We start from the raw sequence: 16012 nt of genomic DNA on the forward strand, positions 1-16012 counted from the left end.
AACAATGAATCACGACGAACAAGCGACTGACTGATTGCTCATTCAACTAGCACCCGACACCCTGACGAGTAATTTTCTAAGTGATTTCATTACTACGAAAAGAAGGGTGGGGTTTAGATGTTGGCTAGAGAACACGATCAAAACATTTGGAAGTACGCTTTTGCAAGTGTGGCGGTAACCGTGAGTACACTCGGATTTGGACGGATGTCTTACGGAATACTTATGCCATTTATGAAGGAAAATTTAGCTATGTCTTACAAACAAGCGGGGATGCTGGCAACGACCGTGTCCATCGGCTACTTAGTGATGGTCATCTTCGTCGGATTGCTCGCTTCAAAAGTAGGGGCGAAAAAGCTCGTCGTCTTTGGAACAGGACTCGTCGCTACCGGATTATTCATGCTGTCAGTTGTCACAAGTTATACACTAACGATTACGTCCATGCTTATCCTCGGAATTGGAACCGCTTTCACATACACGCCACTTATTACAATTCTCGTCGGCTGGTTCCCACGAAAGCGCGGAATGCTCATTGGCTTTTTAGTAAGTGGGATGGGGCTTGGGACATTGATTTCGAGCACGTTGATTCCGTTTTTTACGACATGGTTTGGAGATCTCGGCTGGCGCTATTTATGGTTTTTCTACGGTGTACTTTCCATCGTGTCTATTATTATAGCGATGATCATTTTACGTGATCCGCCCATTCCTTTATTGAAAAAAGAACAGCAAAAACGTTCGTTCTACAAGCGTGTCTATTTCAATAAACGAGTATTGCGCGTGGCATTCATCTATGGCTTAGTAGGATTTGCATATTTAGTTCCTCAAAGCTTCTTGTTCAGCTATATTTTGGAAGTAGGATTAACGAAATATCAGGCAGGACAAATTATGGCGGTGAGTGGTGTGATGGCGATCATCAGCGGTCCTTTATGGGGCGGTGTCTCCGATCGGATCGGCCGTAAGTCGGCATTGCTGTTTACATTAGCGATCGGTGCTACTGCGTTGATCATTCCTGTACTGTTCCCGGTATATATCGGTTTGTTGAGTAGCCAGTTTCTTTGGGGAGCTACGATCGTCGGCATGTTGTCTCTTTGTCAGGCATTGTCCACAGAGCAAGTTCACCCGACCTATGCACCTGTTGCGCTCGGCTACGTGACATTTTTCTTCGCGGCCGGCCAATTGCTCGGACCAGGAATGGGCGGCTGGATTATCGATCATTTCAATCAAATTCCGCTCGCGCTCATGATGTGCAGTTTGTTGCTTGGAATCGCATTTATCTTGTCGATCCGCATTACGGAACACGCGGTCGATTTGGACGTGACGGAGTTAGAAGCTAAGCCGGTGTTAGCTAATTTTTGTATGAAAGAAGGATCACCGGAGAAATCGTAAGTATATAGAGAAGAAGGGGAGCGTGGCAGCTGTCCTCATGACTATAAGCAACGACAAACGAAAACAGGCAGAGAAAACAAATTGTTTTCTCTGCCTGTTTCATGTATGAGACTTTGCGGACATTCCCATCATTTATCGTTCACTACATTACACTTTGTCGTCTAATGAAGTCGATTCAGAAGTTGGTATGAAATCACTTGCTGGTGCTTCTTTTTTAATGTCGTAATATTTCTCCGAGCCAAGACCGCCTTCGCTAATCATTTTGGAAATTTCCTTCGTCCGCATTTCATTTCGTTTGACGATTTCTTTTCGGTTTTGTTCAGTCATGGATATTCCCCTCCTCCCCTATAGTGAAAATCATGAAAGACTACCTTCAACTTAGCCTATTCATCACTTTCCATAGACGTGCCTAGCAAATTCTAGAAAGTAAGAGACAAAAGGTAGCCTGACAAGTACACTACCTTTCTAATCTAGTGTACCACAAAAGTTTTTAAAATTTCAAATTATCTGAATGTGTTTTATGTTAAAAAGAAAGTAGAGTAGGGTGAGTGATTCTTCCTGTGCGGTGAAAAAAATAGTGTATCGTTTGGAAGTGCAAGCTAGAAGACACTCTAAGTTAGCATCACTCGCTTGTAAATAAATGAATGTACTGAAAACAACAAAAAACTCCAAAAGTAGCCTAATGTAGCTACTTTTGGAGAGGTAGTATTATTGTGTTTACGTATTAATCGCTCTTTTCCACATCCATCTCCGGATCAATATCCGTATCCATATCTACATCCGCATCGGGCTCTGCGTCCGGTTCTACTTCCGGTTCCACTTCAATATTCTCATCCGGTGTCGTATCTGCCGGCTGATCCACATTCACATCGTCATTATCTTCAATAACTGGATCTTCATCTCCACATGCACTTAATACACCAATAGATAATAGAGCCGCTGCTCCTACTTTTACAAAGTTATTGTTTTTTAGATTCATGATAAAATTCCTCCTCGACTGATTTGGTTGCTTATCGTGCCTATCGTAATAATAGCCGAAATGATTGGTTTTAAACCTATTGGTGACTAAATGAATGTTTAGTTGAAGTAATTTTACATTTTTTAGGGTTAAAAAGTATTCAGTATAAGTCTTTAGGCTGTTTCTTCTATTTTATTTTGCCTACAGTGTATCCTTGTGCAAAAAACTCTCTATATAGCTAGTGAAGGAACACATAACAAAATGAGGGGGAAGAACGATGGAATTAATAATCAATGAACCGTATTTTCAGCTGAACAATGCAGCAGCCAGAAGAGTAGGATTAAATGAAGGGTTGCTGTTGCAACGACTGCATGAATTGTTAGTAGAGTCACAAGAACGGTATGAAGATAACGAGTGGGTCAGTCGGTCGTACAAACAGTGGCATGAAGAGTTTTCATTTTGGTCTGTGGACACAATTATTCGAGGCTTGAAAAAATTGCAGGAGCATGGGTATGTGATTTCTTCGCTTGAGTACCGAAAAGAAAAAAGTTACCGTATCCATTATGAAAAGTGTGAGTCGCACGGCATCGTTTTCTATCAGTCTGCACGATAACACTAGGGTTGAAGCTACTCGCTTCAGCTCTTTTTTCGTGACTATTTTCATAGCACAAAAAAATATTGTCATAAAGTGTATCCTTCTGCAAATAGCCCTCTATATATCAAGTGAAGAGGCGGAAACCCGTCACTTTTAACATAATTTGAGGAGGATGCACAGATGAATTTATTAATTAATGACACCCCATTACAATTACTGCCGTTGCTGGCGAAAGAAGTCGGAGTGAACGGAGCAATTTTTTTGCAACAACTGCATTTCCGTTCGTTAGTTTCGAAAAAAATAAAGGATGAACATCGTTGGGTGTGCAAGACGTATATTGACTGGATGGAGGAGTTTCCTTTTTGGTCGGAGCGAACGATTCAGCGTCTTATTTATGACTTGGAAAACAAGGGCTACTTAATTACTAGTTCTGAGCACAATCATATGAAAATTGATAATACGAAATGGTATCGCATTCATTATGAAAAAGTAGTTGCTACATCTTGCCAACTTGACGAGAAGGTTTCGTCAACATGTCGAACTGCATGTCGTCAAGTTGACGAGATGGACTTCGTCAACTTGACGAAACCAATAACTAAAGAACTTAAAACAAGTAAAACAAAAGATCTTGTCGAGATGAATCACGACGCTATAGTTTCTGTCATTGAGTACTTAAACCAAAAAGCCGACAAACAATTCAAAGCCCGAACCGCTACTACACAAAAGTCGATCACTGCCCGATTGAAGGAAGGCTACACAGTCGATGATTTCAAAAAAGTCATTGACCATAAAACGTCGCAATGGCTGAATGATCCACGATTTACCTGTTATTTACGACCGTCAACATTATTTACACCGACAAATTTTGAAAATTATTTGAATGAAAGTCTAGCAGCTACCCAACCTCCTAAACGTAGACAACCTTTACGACCGCCCGTACTAGATTTTAGCAGAGGAGAGAGATAATCGATGATCACTAGTGAACTTGCTGAGAAAAGCATACTAGGCACGATGTTACAGGAAAATTATTTGATAATGGATAGCGGGATGGAAGAGTGGTATTTCCAAAAGCAACTCCATAAAAATATTTTCATGAGTATGTGTGAACTGGCTCGTAAAGACAAGCCCGTAGATTATATTACGCTAGTCGTCGTCAGAGAACCTGCAGAACTAGGCGGTGCCAATTACTTAGCAGAACTGAACAATTATGCGAATGCAGCACGTTTTGACGAATACAAAGAACTCGTCATCGAGCAGTGGAGAGCACTAGAGAAAGGGCACATCCTCCAGCAAGCACTGCAAAACGACTGGACGATCGAACAAATTCAAAACGCTTTTGACGCATTGCAGTTGAATCACTCCACAGCACCGCAAACATCGATCCAAGCGGACTTACTCGCCCAATACGAACGACCTTTCATACCGCTTGAGAAACTCACGGGTATTTCTACTGGATTACACAGTATGGATTATTTGTTAAATGGCTTTCAACCTAGTGAATTCATCATTATCGCCGCAAGACCTTCCATGGGAAAAACGGACACATTGAATCATTTTGCGTTAACGGCCGGCATTCAAGGTCATTTGCCGATCATCTTTTCTCTTGAAATGAGCCGAACGTCCATCACCGATCGTCTCATCGCCAGTGCAGGATGGTACAGTCGTTTGAAAATGCGTGATCCTCACAAACATTTTACAGAAGAACAGAAGAAGAAGTGGCCAAATGCCTTGGATTACGTAGCTAGATCAAATATTCATATCGACGACCGAAGTGGGTTGAAAGTGAGCGAAATAAAAGCAACAGCTCGAAAAATTATAAAAGAAACGCCAGACAAACGCCCGATTATTTTCATTGATTATTTACAGATTATCCGACCGGAACATCCCGCAGACAATCAAACACAAGCAATCGGCCAAATTAGCGCAGATCTGAAAACGTTAGCGAAAGAATTTAACTGTCCTGTCGTCGTCTTGTCGCAACTATCACGGGCAGTCGAACAACGTCAAGATAAACGGCCGATTATGAGTGATCTACGCGACTCAGGAAATATCGAACAAGACGCAGATGTTGTATGTTTCTTGTATCGCGAAGACTACTACACCTCTACACCGGCTGATGAATTGGATATGTATATCGCCAAGCACCGCAACGGACCGATTGGCAATTTCACTGTTGGCTATTATAAAGACACAGGTACACTGACAAATAATAACTAGAAGAGAAAGTAGGAAATGAGAATAGTTACGGTTAATGATTTATTCAACTATGCGGTAGAAACCGACATGTCCTTAACTGCCCATAGTATTTTCTGGGCGATCACCGAGCGAAAAGTCCATATGGAAGACGACAGTCAAACGCTGCAGCACGTCTCATTCGATCGGCAAGCCGTTGATCAATTGATGAAAGAAAACAAGCTGTGCATCGGCCGTATCCAACTTTTCGTCATGCAATGTGAAACACCCGGTTTGTACGCATTTTACGTAGCGGAAGCGGCATCACATGTCTTTCAACTACATCACACATATTTTCGTGAACGAGGTGTCAACGTGACGCAAGCTGATCGTCTCCTATGCAGGCTAATGAGATGCGCGCGTACAGGAAAAGAAGAAAGTCTCTACACATTCAAAAAAGAAGTCGCAAGTTTCCCAGCATACCTCGGTCACGCCCGTGCTGGAGAGCGTGTGCTGTATGGAAGATAGGTAGTGAATAGGAGTAAGGAGAGATGGACATGACAGATGTAGTGTTGATCCCGGTCATTATTGGGTTGGTGGAAGCAGTAAAAGGATATGGTTTCTGTGGGAAGGTGATGAGGCAGACTGATCGTCAAGAATCCGCCCATTCAGCCGATATAGTAGGCAACAAGTAAAAACGGAGGGATTCTATGAAAATTCAGGGAAATCCATCGATCCAGCAAACTTTGCGTTCGTTGGCACCACGTACATTACAAGAAACACCTGCAAACGACCCTGAAATGCAGCAGCATATAGACAGGCTGCGCGAAATGGCAAAAGAAGAAGCCGCTTATCAAAAAAGACTCGAAGCCGAACACATCGCGAAAAAAATCGCACGCGGTGAACACGTGTCCGAGCAAGAACGCCAAACCCTCAGCGCACAAGACGCCAGCTGGCTCGCAAAAGCAGAACAAGCGAATATGGAGCGCCAACGCATCCGCGCACAACTGGCGAAAGCGACAGACAAAGTAGCTGAACGTGCCATAGTATTAGAAGGGAAGATGCTGGCGGGTGAACTACTCAAGCGTGGGGAAGACTTGCTTGGCGAGTTGGTGTTGGAGGCGGTTGACGAGGCGGAACGACAGCATAAGGGAGTTGCACGTGGCGTAGCCGTACCACCGATTTTTGATCAGCGATTGTAGGTTGAAGTTGCTCCATTGAACACCGTAACAGTTCAATAAAATAAATTCCAACCTCACCAATTAGGGTGAGGTTTTTGTTTTACAATAAAAAACAGCTACAATTGAAAATTCGCTACACATAAATAGTTGAATAGGCACTATCTGCTCATAGAAAGTGTCCCCGCGCTCATAGAATTACGCACTCGCTCATGGAACCGCCATGCCCGCTCATAAAAAGTACCTATTAAGAAAAATGCATTTAATTTCAGATTATTCAAAATTCTTATGGAGAAGTTTACTAATCCTTGGTAGTATAGTAGATAGAGGCTGTCGCTGCAATAAACTACAAAGGAGTGAATGACTTGAAAGAAGTAGTCAAAGTTGCGCTCTGGACGTTACTGTTGCTTGGGTTGTCGTTTGTTTATATGGAATCCGGTGTAGTGTCTGCGAAAGAGTTTAAAGATGTCTCAACGAAGCATCCGAACTACAAAGCCATTCAGGAAATGCAGAAGGCGGGGTTTATTAGCGGCTATCCTGATGGAAGTTTTCGCCCGCAGGAGCCCGTCAGCCGGAAGCATGTGGCGGTATTGCTCGATAAAGCATTGAAGTTCCCGCAACCGACCACCCAACGAGCTGTTTTTTCGGACGTTCCAAAAAGTCATGCGTACTATGCACCGATTATGAAACTGTACGATCAAGGCATTGTCAGCGGAGCGAACGGGAAATTTAATCCTGAGTCTTCTCTAACACGGATTCAGATGGCGAAGATGCTGGATTTGGCATTTGACTTCAATATGACAGAACATGCAGGATTTTCGGATCTGCTCGTTACTCATTGGGGATATGTCCATGCGAATGCATTATACGCGAATCATGTAGCGAGTGGGGATAGAGGACAATTTAAGCCAAATGAAAAAGTGACGCGTGCTCATTACGCAGAGTTTCTTTACCGGGCGATGCAAGCAAATACAGCACAACCGACTGGTGATGCATTAGTTAAGAAAGAAGCACTGGATAAATTATTCCGCTTAACTTCTTTAATTGAACGAACGTTTCATCTAAGTGAAGAAAATCATCAAACGTTCAATCAAGTACGATCTGAATTTCTCCACTATGCGACTCCGCGCTACGTCGATGAAATAATCGGAGGCGTGTATAGAGGGGAGTTTGACTACTTACCTTACGTAAATGATACACTTCATACAGAAGTGAAATTACGCTTAGAGTACTCAAAACCTGATCCGGACGTCCTGCATGTGTCTACGATCCAATTCCGGAATTTACATGATGATAAGGGAGGATTTGTACATGCGGTGTTTATAAAGGATGCGGGTCAATGGAAGATTTCAAGTTATGATGTAGAGTTCCCAGGTACAAAGAACTTCCAACTGACTGTAGATGAAGCGAAGTTCGCCATTCAGGATGATTATGATCGCCACGGATTTCAAAATGTACGAATAACATATGTTTCAAAAAGTCAAGTGACCGGCGAAGATTATATGACTCATGAAAAGTATACGTTTGATAAATATAAATTCATGATTGATAGTCACCTTGGTCTACACTATGTTACTATCAACTCTGATAGTGGTCTGATTAATTAACATTAAACCTCAGTAATCCCTAGGTCGTTGAGGGAGGAGTAGTCATGAGAAAATGGTTATTGGTGTTTGCGATAATATTATTAGTTTTGCTTGGGCTGAAATATTATACGCTTTTTACTGCGGTGCCTATTCAGTAAGATCTATAAGCGACAGTCAGCCGAGGAAACAACACAGTATATGCCAATGTTGGTAAGTGCTGTGTTGTTTTTTAGTCTGCTACTTTTCATGATATAATAGAAAAAATTCTGTTTTGAGAAGAAAACGTATAAGGGATGTGCTGTTTGTTGGTGGCGATGATAAAATTTACGGTGGCGGCGGTTGTACTCGTATTGTATGGAATCGCGTTGCGTAAAGATGTAAAGGCTCTGACGGAAGAGCAGCGAAAGCGACCTATTGTTTTTATTATGGAATTGCTGCCTACGATTGGACTCGTCTTATTTTTACTCGGTTGGGTAATTTACAGGAATGTGGCGGTTGGAGGGACAGCGATCGTTATCTGTCTCATCGGGTTTTCTTTTGATTTATCGCGTCAATGGAAACATAATACACCGCGTGAAAATGGCAAAACCGTTGTAGTGATTGTGTTGTTGGTGATTGTATCAATGGCATTTTTTCTTTGACTTCTATGCCTGTCTACTAGAATACTAGCTATCTTCATCAATAAAAATTTTGAACAGAGGAGGGATACTATGCTGAAAGTGAGCGGATTGAGTAAGCGGTTCGGGGAAGTCCAAGCAGTAAAAGATGTTTCCTTTCATGTGGAAAAAGGAACGACTTTCGCTTTTCTCGGAACGAACGGTGCAGGCAAGTCAACGGTCATTCATATGATCATCGATTTGCTGAAGCCTGACACAGGAGAGATTGTTTTCACAGGAGGAAACTTACAAGAAGTGACAGGCGTTGTGTTTCAAACACACCGTCTCGATGAAGAGTTGACAATTGAAGAAAATTTACTGATTCGCGCGAGATTGTATGGAATGTCGAAGCATGAAGCGAATGAACGGATCGATGAATTATTGGCGTTGACGAATATTTCCGACAAGCGCGACCGCGTATATGGCACATGCTCGGGGGGAGAAAAAAGAAAGACAGATATGATCCGCGCGCTATTGCATCGACCGGCTTTTTTAGTTTTAGATGAACCTACGACTGGACTAGACGCCGAGTCCCGTGAAGAAATTTGGACGTTTTTACGTAAGCTCCAGCAAGAACAGGGATTGACGATTTTTCTGACGACACATTATATCGAAGAAGCGGAACTAGTCGATTATGTCCTCATTATGCATGATGGGAAAGTCGAAGTTGAAGGAACGCCCGCTCAGTTGAAATCATCGTATACGAAGATGTTGTTAACCCTTCATACGACAAATCAACAAAAAGTCACGGAAGTCGTGCAGAGAACCGGCTTTGCATTTTCCACTACACATGAAAAAGTAGTAGTCGAGATTCAGAAAAGCACCGATGCGATTGCGATTTTACATGAAGTCGAACCTTTCCTTGATCGTTTCACTTTGAAAGAGACGAGTGTAGAAGATGTCTTTTTAGAAGTGACAAAACAAGTCAAATCGAAGGTGATCTTATGATGACATTAATACAGCGTCATATGAAATTATTTTTTAAAGATTATGCTAGCGTATTCTTTTCGTTGTTGTCGGTGTTTATCATCATTGCGTTGTATGTACTATTCTTATCGGAAAATATTTCTTCCAGTATACCTGCATTCGATCAACGGGCAGCGTTTGTTTTCCTATGGATGTTTGCGGGGATTGTAGCTGTAACGACTGCGACGGCTCCACTTGGCGCGCTCGGGAAGTTTATCGAAGACCGCGTCGGTAAGAAAAGTGAGGATCTGTTGCTGACGAAAATTACGAAGCAGACACTAGCGTATTCCTATGTCTTTTATTCATTTATAATGGGACTTATTTTCACTGCTTTGCTGTTTGTATTCGGTTTACTCTATACGTACATCAAATTTTCCATTTCATTGGAATTGTCGTTGTCATTGTTGGCGGTGCTGCTCATTAGTACGCTTATGCACACGTTGCTGTTTTATTTCATCACATCCAGTTTGCGAACGATGAGTGCATTCAGCGGATTTTCCACGATTGTAGGGACGTTGATAGGGTTTTTGGCAGGTATTTATATTCCGATCGGGATACTACCTACGTACTTGCAAAAAATCATGATTCTTTTTCCAACGACACAATCTACAGTGCTCTTAAGAGAGTTGCTCATGACCGATGTACTAATGCCGATGAAACAGCTGTTGCCAGACGAAGCATACGCGGAAATTATAAGAGTGCTGGGCGTTCAGCTTCAATGGGGTGATCATGTGCTATCCACTCAGTTTTCTTGGATGTACGTAATAGGCGTGACGATTGTGTTAGGAGTACTCGTCTGGGTGAGAAACCGTAAATAAACGTAAGGTTTTCCATGCCAAAGCAAGAATACTCTGTACGTGATACAATGGATTGCAGATAGAAATAGACAACTTTTGGAGGATGGACTACATGACGAAATGGAATGCAACATTGTATGATGACAAACATAAATTTGTCTCCAATTATGGGGGCAATCTTGTATCATTGTTACAACCGCAAGCAGGCGAACACATTTTAGATCTTGGGTGTGGAACAGGTGATTTAGCGCATGATATTTCAGCAAGCGGCGCAACGGTAGTCGGTGTAGACGCATCTGAATCTATGATTGAAGCAGCAAAAGAGAAATATCCGGAGGTTCAGTTTAGTGTGGAGAACGGGGAGACGCTTTCCTTTGAGCCACAATTTCAAGCGATCTTTTCAAATGCTGCTATTCATTGGATGCACGATCAATATGCGGTCGCTCAAAATTGTTTTCATGCACTTCTTCCAGGCGGTCGTTTCGTAGCTGAATTGGGTGGGGCGAAAAATATTCAATCTATAGTCGATGCTATTCAAGAGGCATGTCAACGATTAAATCTTATGTATGATGCCGCTGCTTTCCCTTGGGTGTTTCCGACGAAAGAGCAAATGACTCTTCACTTGGAAGATGCGGGGTTTACCATTAGACATATGGAGCATTACGAACGCCAAACACCTTTAGTCGGTGAAGATGGTATCCGTAACTGGCTGTACATGTTCAGTCAAACGATGTTCAAACAACTTACGAATGATGAAAAAGAAGCGGTCTACACGGAATGTGAACGTATTTTGCGTCCGCTTCTCTATACAGACGGTCAGTGGGTCGTGGATTATTGGCGTCTTCGTTTCGTTGCAGATAAGCCTGCAGAGTAAACAGCATTATAGTGAGTAGAAGCTAGCGGAACGTTCGCTAGCTTTTTTTGTGCCGTTATACGAAAAATGAAAAATGTTCCGTTTTTTTTATTGTCTGCATAAACTACTGTAAAGGAGTAACAAAGGGAGGTGCTTATGGGAAATGAACGTATTCATGAATCAGCATCACCATCTGTACAAAAATCCTTCACCTAGTAAACACGTGAATCAAAACATCTCGAGAAGCGATCCCGAAGTTGAGCGGTTTCACCAACAACTGAATGACTCGTTACGTAAACTGGACGAATTAGAAAAACGACTAACAAACAGACAGTCCATTCAATGGCATGAAACAACTATGCAACTGCAACAGATGAAAGTGTATACAGATGAGAAAAATCAGCAAATGAAAAGAAAATTGAAGCGACAAGCACAATCCCATCAACTTGCAAAAAGAAAATGGTACAGCCGCGTAAAAAATATTCAACAAGCGATGAGTCAACTACAGAAACGACAGAAAGACTATGTACTAGCGATAAAAAGATTGGAAGAACAATTGGCTGTACACCAACAACTAATCGCCGACCTCACTCAAAAACTGAACTCACAATCACTCGAAAGTATCCAATTAGAAAATCAAGTACTGCCGACACCACCCGAGTGCGAAAAAAGCAACCAAGCACCTCCCTTTAAAAGAAAAAGGACATTCATCAACCATGAGAGAACGTATACCATCAACAAAAAGTTCAGTAGACGGTCTGTACGGGATGAACGCGAGTGAAGAAAGGATGATGTACGTGACGGAAAGCAATAAAGACAAATGGCAACATGAAGTAACGAAACGATTCCCCGAAATGGAGCAACTGCAGGAAATTCTCCAGCAGATTGAACCGAAAGCGCCAGAGAATGCGAATACTTATGAGGTAAAAACGGTAAACAAACAACAGCTTGAAGCGATGAAACGATCTGCGCTCAGTACAAACGGAACATTTGAAAAACACGAATCCAATGAATCTAAAAAAAATAAGGAAGTGCTGGACGAGATGAAAGCCCAGTTAACCGCAATTGAAGAAAAATTAAATGTACTCATTCATTATGTACGTAACAATGGGCAACATAACTTGTAGTTAGGTAAAGCCGCCACTTTAATGTTACATGTGGCGGCTTGTATACTCATACATTATCGTTCGTTCAAGTCAAAATCGGTGCTCGTCGGTACGATCGTCTCGCATGGACCGGGTGCCTGGTCGAATGCGTCTCCTACAGTTACCGTATTGTTTAATCTGAAAGCAGGAGCAGCGATGAATAAGTTTTCCTTTTTCCATAGCTTGTCAATGACAAAACCGTTTACGATCAATTTAGATCCATCTGCTGAAACATAACAATCCAAATATACTTGGACACATGAGCCGTCTGCGATCATTAGCGCATCACTAGCACAGACAGAACATCCGATTCCAGGGTCTGTAGAAACACTGAAGAAATCGTAAAATGAGAATGTTTGTGTATCGTTGATGACGATAGCACAAGATGAATCTTCTGGGTTTGGAATGATGACCTGATAGCCGATCGTCACATCTACCGCAGAACAATCTTCTCTTGGCACTTCATTAGCACATGTTAAAATGACTTCACAATTCGTCGCATCGATCGGGCTAACGACTCCTCGACAATTTGCTGCACCGGCTGAAAAATCCGCGATCTGATAGTATCTTCTGAAAGAGTCTACTCCAATGAATCGATCTTGATGGGTACAGATTAGCGTGAAAGGATCGAAGCCGATAATAGAACCGAGCGAGTTCTGAAGCTTTTTTGGAAAAGCGCCCGACTGTTTATAAAGTGATAGTAAATCCATTCCCTTGCTTTCGTTTTCTTTTGACATGTAATTTCCCCCTACATTTATTTTGTAAGACCTTACACCCTTACTATATGAATGAAGGAGGGAAGTGCTTGGGTAGATGTCAACAGGATATTGAAATGAAAGGGAAACAAGCGTGTCTTATAGGAAGACACGCTTGTTTACTATACACCAATTAATCAAACGTTAAGACGACACGTCCGTTAATCTTGCCGTTGACCATTTTATCAATGATCGTATTCACTTCAGCGAGTGGAGCTGTTTCGATTTGCGCTTTTACTTTTCCGCGCGCCGCAAAATCGAGTGCTTCTTTCATGTCTAAACGCGTGCCGACGATCGACCCTTTAACAGTTACCGCATTTAACACGGTATCAAAAATAGGAATCGGCAACTGTTCGTTTGGAAGACCGACCGCCACTAGCGTTCCGCCACGTTTCACCGAACGATAGGCTTGTTCGAATGGTACTTTCGCAACTGCCACACTGATGGCCGCTTGTGCACCACCGACTTGTTTCTGAATCGCTTCAGCAGGATCTTCGTTTTGACCGTTGACCGTAATATCAGCTCCGAGTTTTTTCGCAAGTTCCAACTTTTCATCTGCAATATCTACAGCGATTACGTTGAAGCCCATAGCTTTCGCATATTGCAACGCGACGTGTCCAAGTCCACCGATACCGTAAATCGCTACCCAGTCACCAGGCTTCGCACCCGAAACTTTCAATGCTTTGTACGTCGTCACACCTGCACAAAGAATAGGAGCAGCATCGACAGAACTTAACTCATCAGGAATTTTCGCTAGGTAATCAGCTGCTGCGAGACAATATTCCGCGTAGCCGCCATCGACGGAATAGCCGCCGTTTTCTTGGTCGTGACATAGCGTTTCCTGACCGTCGAGACAGTACTCACATTCACCACATGCGGAATATAGCCAAGGAATCCCTACACGATCGCCCACTTTTACAGACGTCACATTCGGCCCGATCGCTTCGACCACACCTACACCTTCATGACCAGGAATGAGAGGAAGCTTCGGTTTTACCGGCCAGTCTCCGTTAATCGCGTGTACGTCCGTATGACAGACACCACACGCTTCCAGTTTTACGAGTGCTTGACCATTTCCTGGTGTCGGCTTTGGCGTATCCTCGATTTGTAACTTCGTTTGGAATTCCTTGACAATTGCGGCTTTCATCGATGTTTGTTCTGTTGACTCTTGCGCTTGTTTACCTTCGATAGCTGATTTCATGAATGATTCCTCCTTTTTCTTGTGTACCCTTTACTACAAGTGCTTGTCTGAAAAAGAATCATGATGTCTACGTCAAATGTGTACGAGCTTATCCTCTATGAAGCTAGGATGTTATCGATTATAGCAAGTCTTTATCGGAATGTAAACAAATTTCAAAATAATACAAAAATAAACTTAATACGACGTTTATTTTATGTAACTCTGTTTATTTTCTTATGTATAGTTTCTCGAAAATCGACCATTCTATGAGTGTCAGGAGGTGAGAAACATGCCAAACAGCAACAACAACAACTCAAACCAATTATTAGTACCAGGCGTCCAGCAAGCGATCAATCAAATGAAAGAAGAGATCGCAAACGAATTCGGTGTTAATCTTGGACCAGATTCCACATCGCGTGCCAACGGATCCGTCGGCGGAGAAATCACAAAGCGATTAGTGCGTCAGGCTCAGCAGCAGATGAATGGAAATATGCCACAATAATTTATAGAAAGTCCCCAAGCTATTTTTATTAGCTTGGGGACTTTTAGGTTTATGTGTGGTGGGGGAGGATTGATGGTGTTATTTTAATTTCAATCCACGCTCTTCGTACAGAGAGCGACAAGGTCGCACATCTGGTTGCATGTATGTTTATCAGAATTTCAATCCACGCTCTCCATACAGAGAGCGACTGAACGATGCGCTAGATCGCTTCGCTCGCATGTCAATTTCAATCCACGCTCTCCATACAGAGAGCGACCGTCCGTAAATTCAAATTCTGCCATTTCACCGCGATTTCAATCCACGCTCTCCATACAGAGAGCGACTTATGCGTTTTGTAAAAAAAGCCGTCCGAACGAATTTCAATCCACGCTCTCCATACAGAGAGCGACAGGAGCCAGCAGAATGGAACGATACTACCTACTATTTCAATCCACGCTCTCCATACAGAGAGCGACCACCAAGAAAAGTTCGTTGTCACGAACATAGAAATTTCAATCCACGCTCTCCATACAGAGAGCGACGTGGCAGTCTATTACATACACCTATTTTATATAAAGTATTTCAATCCACGCTCTCCATACAGAGAGCGACTGAATCGCATCACTGGTATATGACTATGACGACAAATTTCAATCCACGCTCTCCATACAGAGAGCGACCGGAAAAGAGATACGTGTATTATCGGGTGATATGATTTCAATCCACGCTCTCCATACAGAGAGCGACAGTTTATTTCTATCGCTGAAAATGGCGTGCGAATATTTCAATCCACGCTCTCCATACAGAGAGCGACGGGTGCAGGAAATCGTTCTAGAAGTTTCAGGGGACATTTCAATCCACGCTCTCCATACAGAGAGCGACTCTGTTATGCCACAAAATGACTGTGATAATAATTATTTCAATCCACGCTCTCCATACAGAGAGCGACAAAATTGGCATAATATGGTCAAAAAATAAATAAGATTTCAATCCACGCTCTCCATACAGAGAGCGACTATTGGCCATTCGTCTATTACGTGCTCTTCTTCGCTATTTCAATCCACGCTCTCCATACAGAGAGCGACGATAATTCTCCCTCAAAAATATATAATTCCACATCAATTTCAATCCACGCTCTCCATACAGAGAGCGACTAGAAAGGGTGATTTTGGATTGAAACGCACACCTATTTCAATCCACGCTCTCCATACAGAGAGCGACCCTCAAAATCTTGCACTGGATTTAAGGCTATTTCTATTTCAATCCACGCTCTCCATACAGAGAGCGACCAATAAAAACTTGGAAAT

Annotated in this window: 19 protein-coding genes and 1 CRISPR repeat array (1 of these 20 only partly in view); of the genes, 15 read left to right on the forward strand and 4 right to left on the reverse strand. The window is 42.5% G+C overall.

Annotated elements, in window-relative coordinates; translation table 11 throughout:
* Positions 1-117 precede the first annotated feature (117 nt).
* Positions 118-1383 (forward strand): YbfB/YjiJ family MFS transporter, encoded by a 1266-nt coding sequence (locus DV702_RS04735; protein ID WP_114923713.1) that lies wholly within the window; start codon positions 118-120, stop codon positions 1381-1383.
* A gap of 147 nt (positions 1384-1530) precedes the next feature.
* On the opposite strand, the gene DV702_RS04740 is transcribed toward DV702_RS04735, so the two are convergent.
* Both DV702_RS04740 and DV702_RS04745 read right to left on the reverse strand, forming a co-directional pair.
* Positions 1531-1710 carry a hypothetical protein gene (locus DV702_RS04740; RefSeq protein WP_114923714.1) on the reverse strand — a complete coding sequence of 60 codons (180 nt, stop codon included), beginning with the start codon at positions 1708-1710 and terminating at the stop codon, positions 1531-1533.
* A 397-nt stretch (positions 1711-2107) separates the two neighbouring features.
* Positions 2108-2362: a hypothetical protein gene (locus tag DV702_RS04745; RefSeq protein ID WP_114923715.1), complete on the reverse strand. Its 255-nt coding sequence runs from the start codon at positions 2360-2362 to the stop codon at positions 2108-2110.
* A gap of 256 nt (positions 2363-2618) precedes the next feature.
* On the opposite strand from DV702_RS04745, the gene DV702_RS04750 reads away from it, so the two are divergent.
* The 13 genes from DV702_RS04750 to DV702_RS04805 all read left to right on the forward strand — a co-directional run bounded on the left by DV702_RS04750 (position 2619) and on the right by DV702_RS04805 (position 12271).
* Positions 2619-2954, forward strand: a complete 336-nt coding sequence (locus DV702_RS04750; RefSeq protein WP_114923716.1) for a hypothetical protein — start codon at positions 2619-2621, stop codon at positions 2952-2954.
* Between the two features lie 162 nt (positions 2955-3116).
* The gene (locus DV702_RS04755) at positions 3117-3902 is read left to right on the forward strand and encodes a conserved phage C-terminal domain-containing protein (protein ID WP_114923717.1); all 786 of its coding nucleotides are present in this window, start codon (positions 3117-3119) and stop codon (positions 3900-3902) included.
* A 3-nt stretch (positions 3903-3905) separates the two neighbouring features.
* Positions 3906-5153, forward strand: coding sequence for a replicative DNA helicase (locus DV702_RS04760; protein ID WP_114923718.1), 1248 nt, complete (start codon positions 3906-3908; stop codon positions 5151-5153).
* 15 nt (positions 5154-5168) lie between these two features.
* On the forward strand, positions 5169-5636 hold the full coding sequence (locus tag DV702_RS04765) for a hypothetical protein (RefSeq protein WP_114923719.1): 468 nt from the start codon (positions 5169-5171) through the stop codon (positions 5634-5636).
* Positions 5637-5665: 29 nt separating this feature from the next.
* Positions 5666-5803: a hypothetical protein gene (locus DV702_RS16775; protein WP_162805714.1), complete on the forward strand. Its 138-nt coding sequence runs from the start codon at positions 5666-5668 to the stop codon at positions 5801-5803.
* Positions 5804-5818: 15 nt separating this feature from the next.
* On the forward strand, positions 5819-6310 hold the full coding sequence (locus tag DV702_RS04770) for a hypothetical protein (protein ID WP_114923720.1): 492 nt from the start codon (positions 5819-5821) through the stop codon (positions 6308-6310).
* 341 nt (positions 6311-6651) lie between these two features.
* Positions 6652-7893, forward strand: a complete 1242-nt coding sequence (locus DV702_RS04775; RefSeq protein ID WP_114923721.1) for an S-layer homology domain-containing protein — start codon at positions 6652-6654, stop codon at positions 7891-7893.
* Between the two features lie 293 nt (positions 7894-8186).
* Entirely contained in the window at positions 8187-8513 is a 327-nt protein-coding gene (locus DV702_RS04780) for a hypothetical protein (protein WP_162805715.1), read from the forward strand.
* Between the two features lie 69 nt (positions 8514-8582).
* Entirely contained in the window at positions 8583-9476 is an 894-nt protein-coding gene (locus tag DV702_RS04785) for an ABC transporter ATP-binding protein (protein WP_114923723.1), read from the forward strand.
* The gene (locus DV702_RS04790) at positions 9473-10312 is read left to right on the forward strand and encodes an ABC transporter permease (protein WP_114923724.1); all 840 of its coding nucleotides are present in this window, start codon (positions 9473-9475) and stop codon (positions 10310-10312) included. The genes DV702_RS04785 and DV702_RS04790 overlap by 4 nt, the downstream gene beginning before the upstream one ends.
* 91 nt (positions 10313-10403) lie before the next feature.
* The gene (locus tag DV702_RS04795; protein WP_240315681.1) at positions 10404-11165 is read left to right on the forward strand and encodes a class I SAM-dependent methyltransferase; all 762 of its coding nucleotides are present in this window, start codon (positions 10404-10406) and stop codon (positions 11163-11165) included.
* A gap of 142 nt (positions 11166-11307) precedes the next feature.
* Entirely contained in the window at positions 11308-11925 is a 618-nt protein-coding gene (locus DV702_RS04800; protein ID WP_114923726.1) for a hypothetical protein, read from the forward strand.
* 16 nt (positions 11926-11941) lie between these two features.
* Positions 11942-12271, forward strand: a complete 330-nt coding sequence (locus tag DV702_RS04805; RefSeq protein WP_162805716.1) for a hypothetical protein — start codon at positions 11942-11944, stop codon at positions 12269-12271.
* Between the two features lie 53 nt (positions 12272-12324).
* Here DV702_RS04805 and DV702_RS04810 read toward each other — a convergent pair whose 3' ends face one another.
* Both DV702_RS04810 and adhP read right to left on the reverse strand, forming a co-directional pair.
* Positions 12325-13026 carry a hypothetical protein gene (locus DV702_RS04810; protein ID WP_114923728.1) on the reverse strand — a complete coding sequence of 234 codons (702 nt, stop codon included), beginning with the start codon at positions 13024-13026 and terminating at the stop codon, positions 12325-12327.
* Positions 13027-13177: 151 nt separating this feature from the next.
* Positions 13178-14191: an alcohol dehydrogenase AdhP gene (gene adhP / locus DV702_RS04815; RefSeq protein WP_114925839.1), complete on the reverse strand. Its 1014-nt coding sequence runs from the start codon at positions 14189-14191 to the stop codon at positions 13178-13180.
* 322 nt (positions 14192-14513) lie between these two features.
* On the opposite strand from adhP, the gene DV702_RS04820 reads away from it, so the two are divergent.
* Positions 14514-14726, forward strand: coding sequence for an alpha/beta-type small acid-soluble spore protein (locus DV702_RS04820; RefSeq protein WP_114923729.1), 213 nt, complete (start codon positions 14514-14516; stop codon positions 14724-14726).
* An 86-nt stretch (positions 14727-14812) separates the two neighbouring features.
* Positions 14813-16012: a CRISPR direct-repeat array (repeat unit 33 nt; unit sequence ATTTCAATCCACGCTCTCCATACAGAGAGCGAC); it runs 3622 nt beyond the window's last position.

Origin of the sequence: Sporosarcina sp. PTS2304, assembly GCF_003351785.1 — a bacterium.
Lineage (GTDB): Bacteria > Bacillota > Bacilli > Bacillales_A > Planococcaceae > Sporosarcina.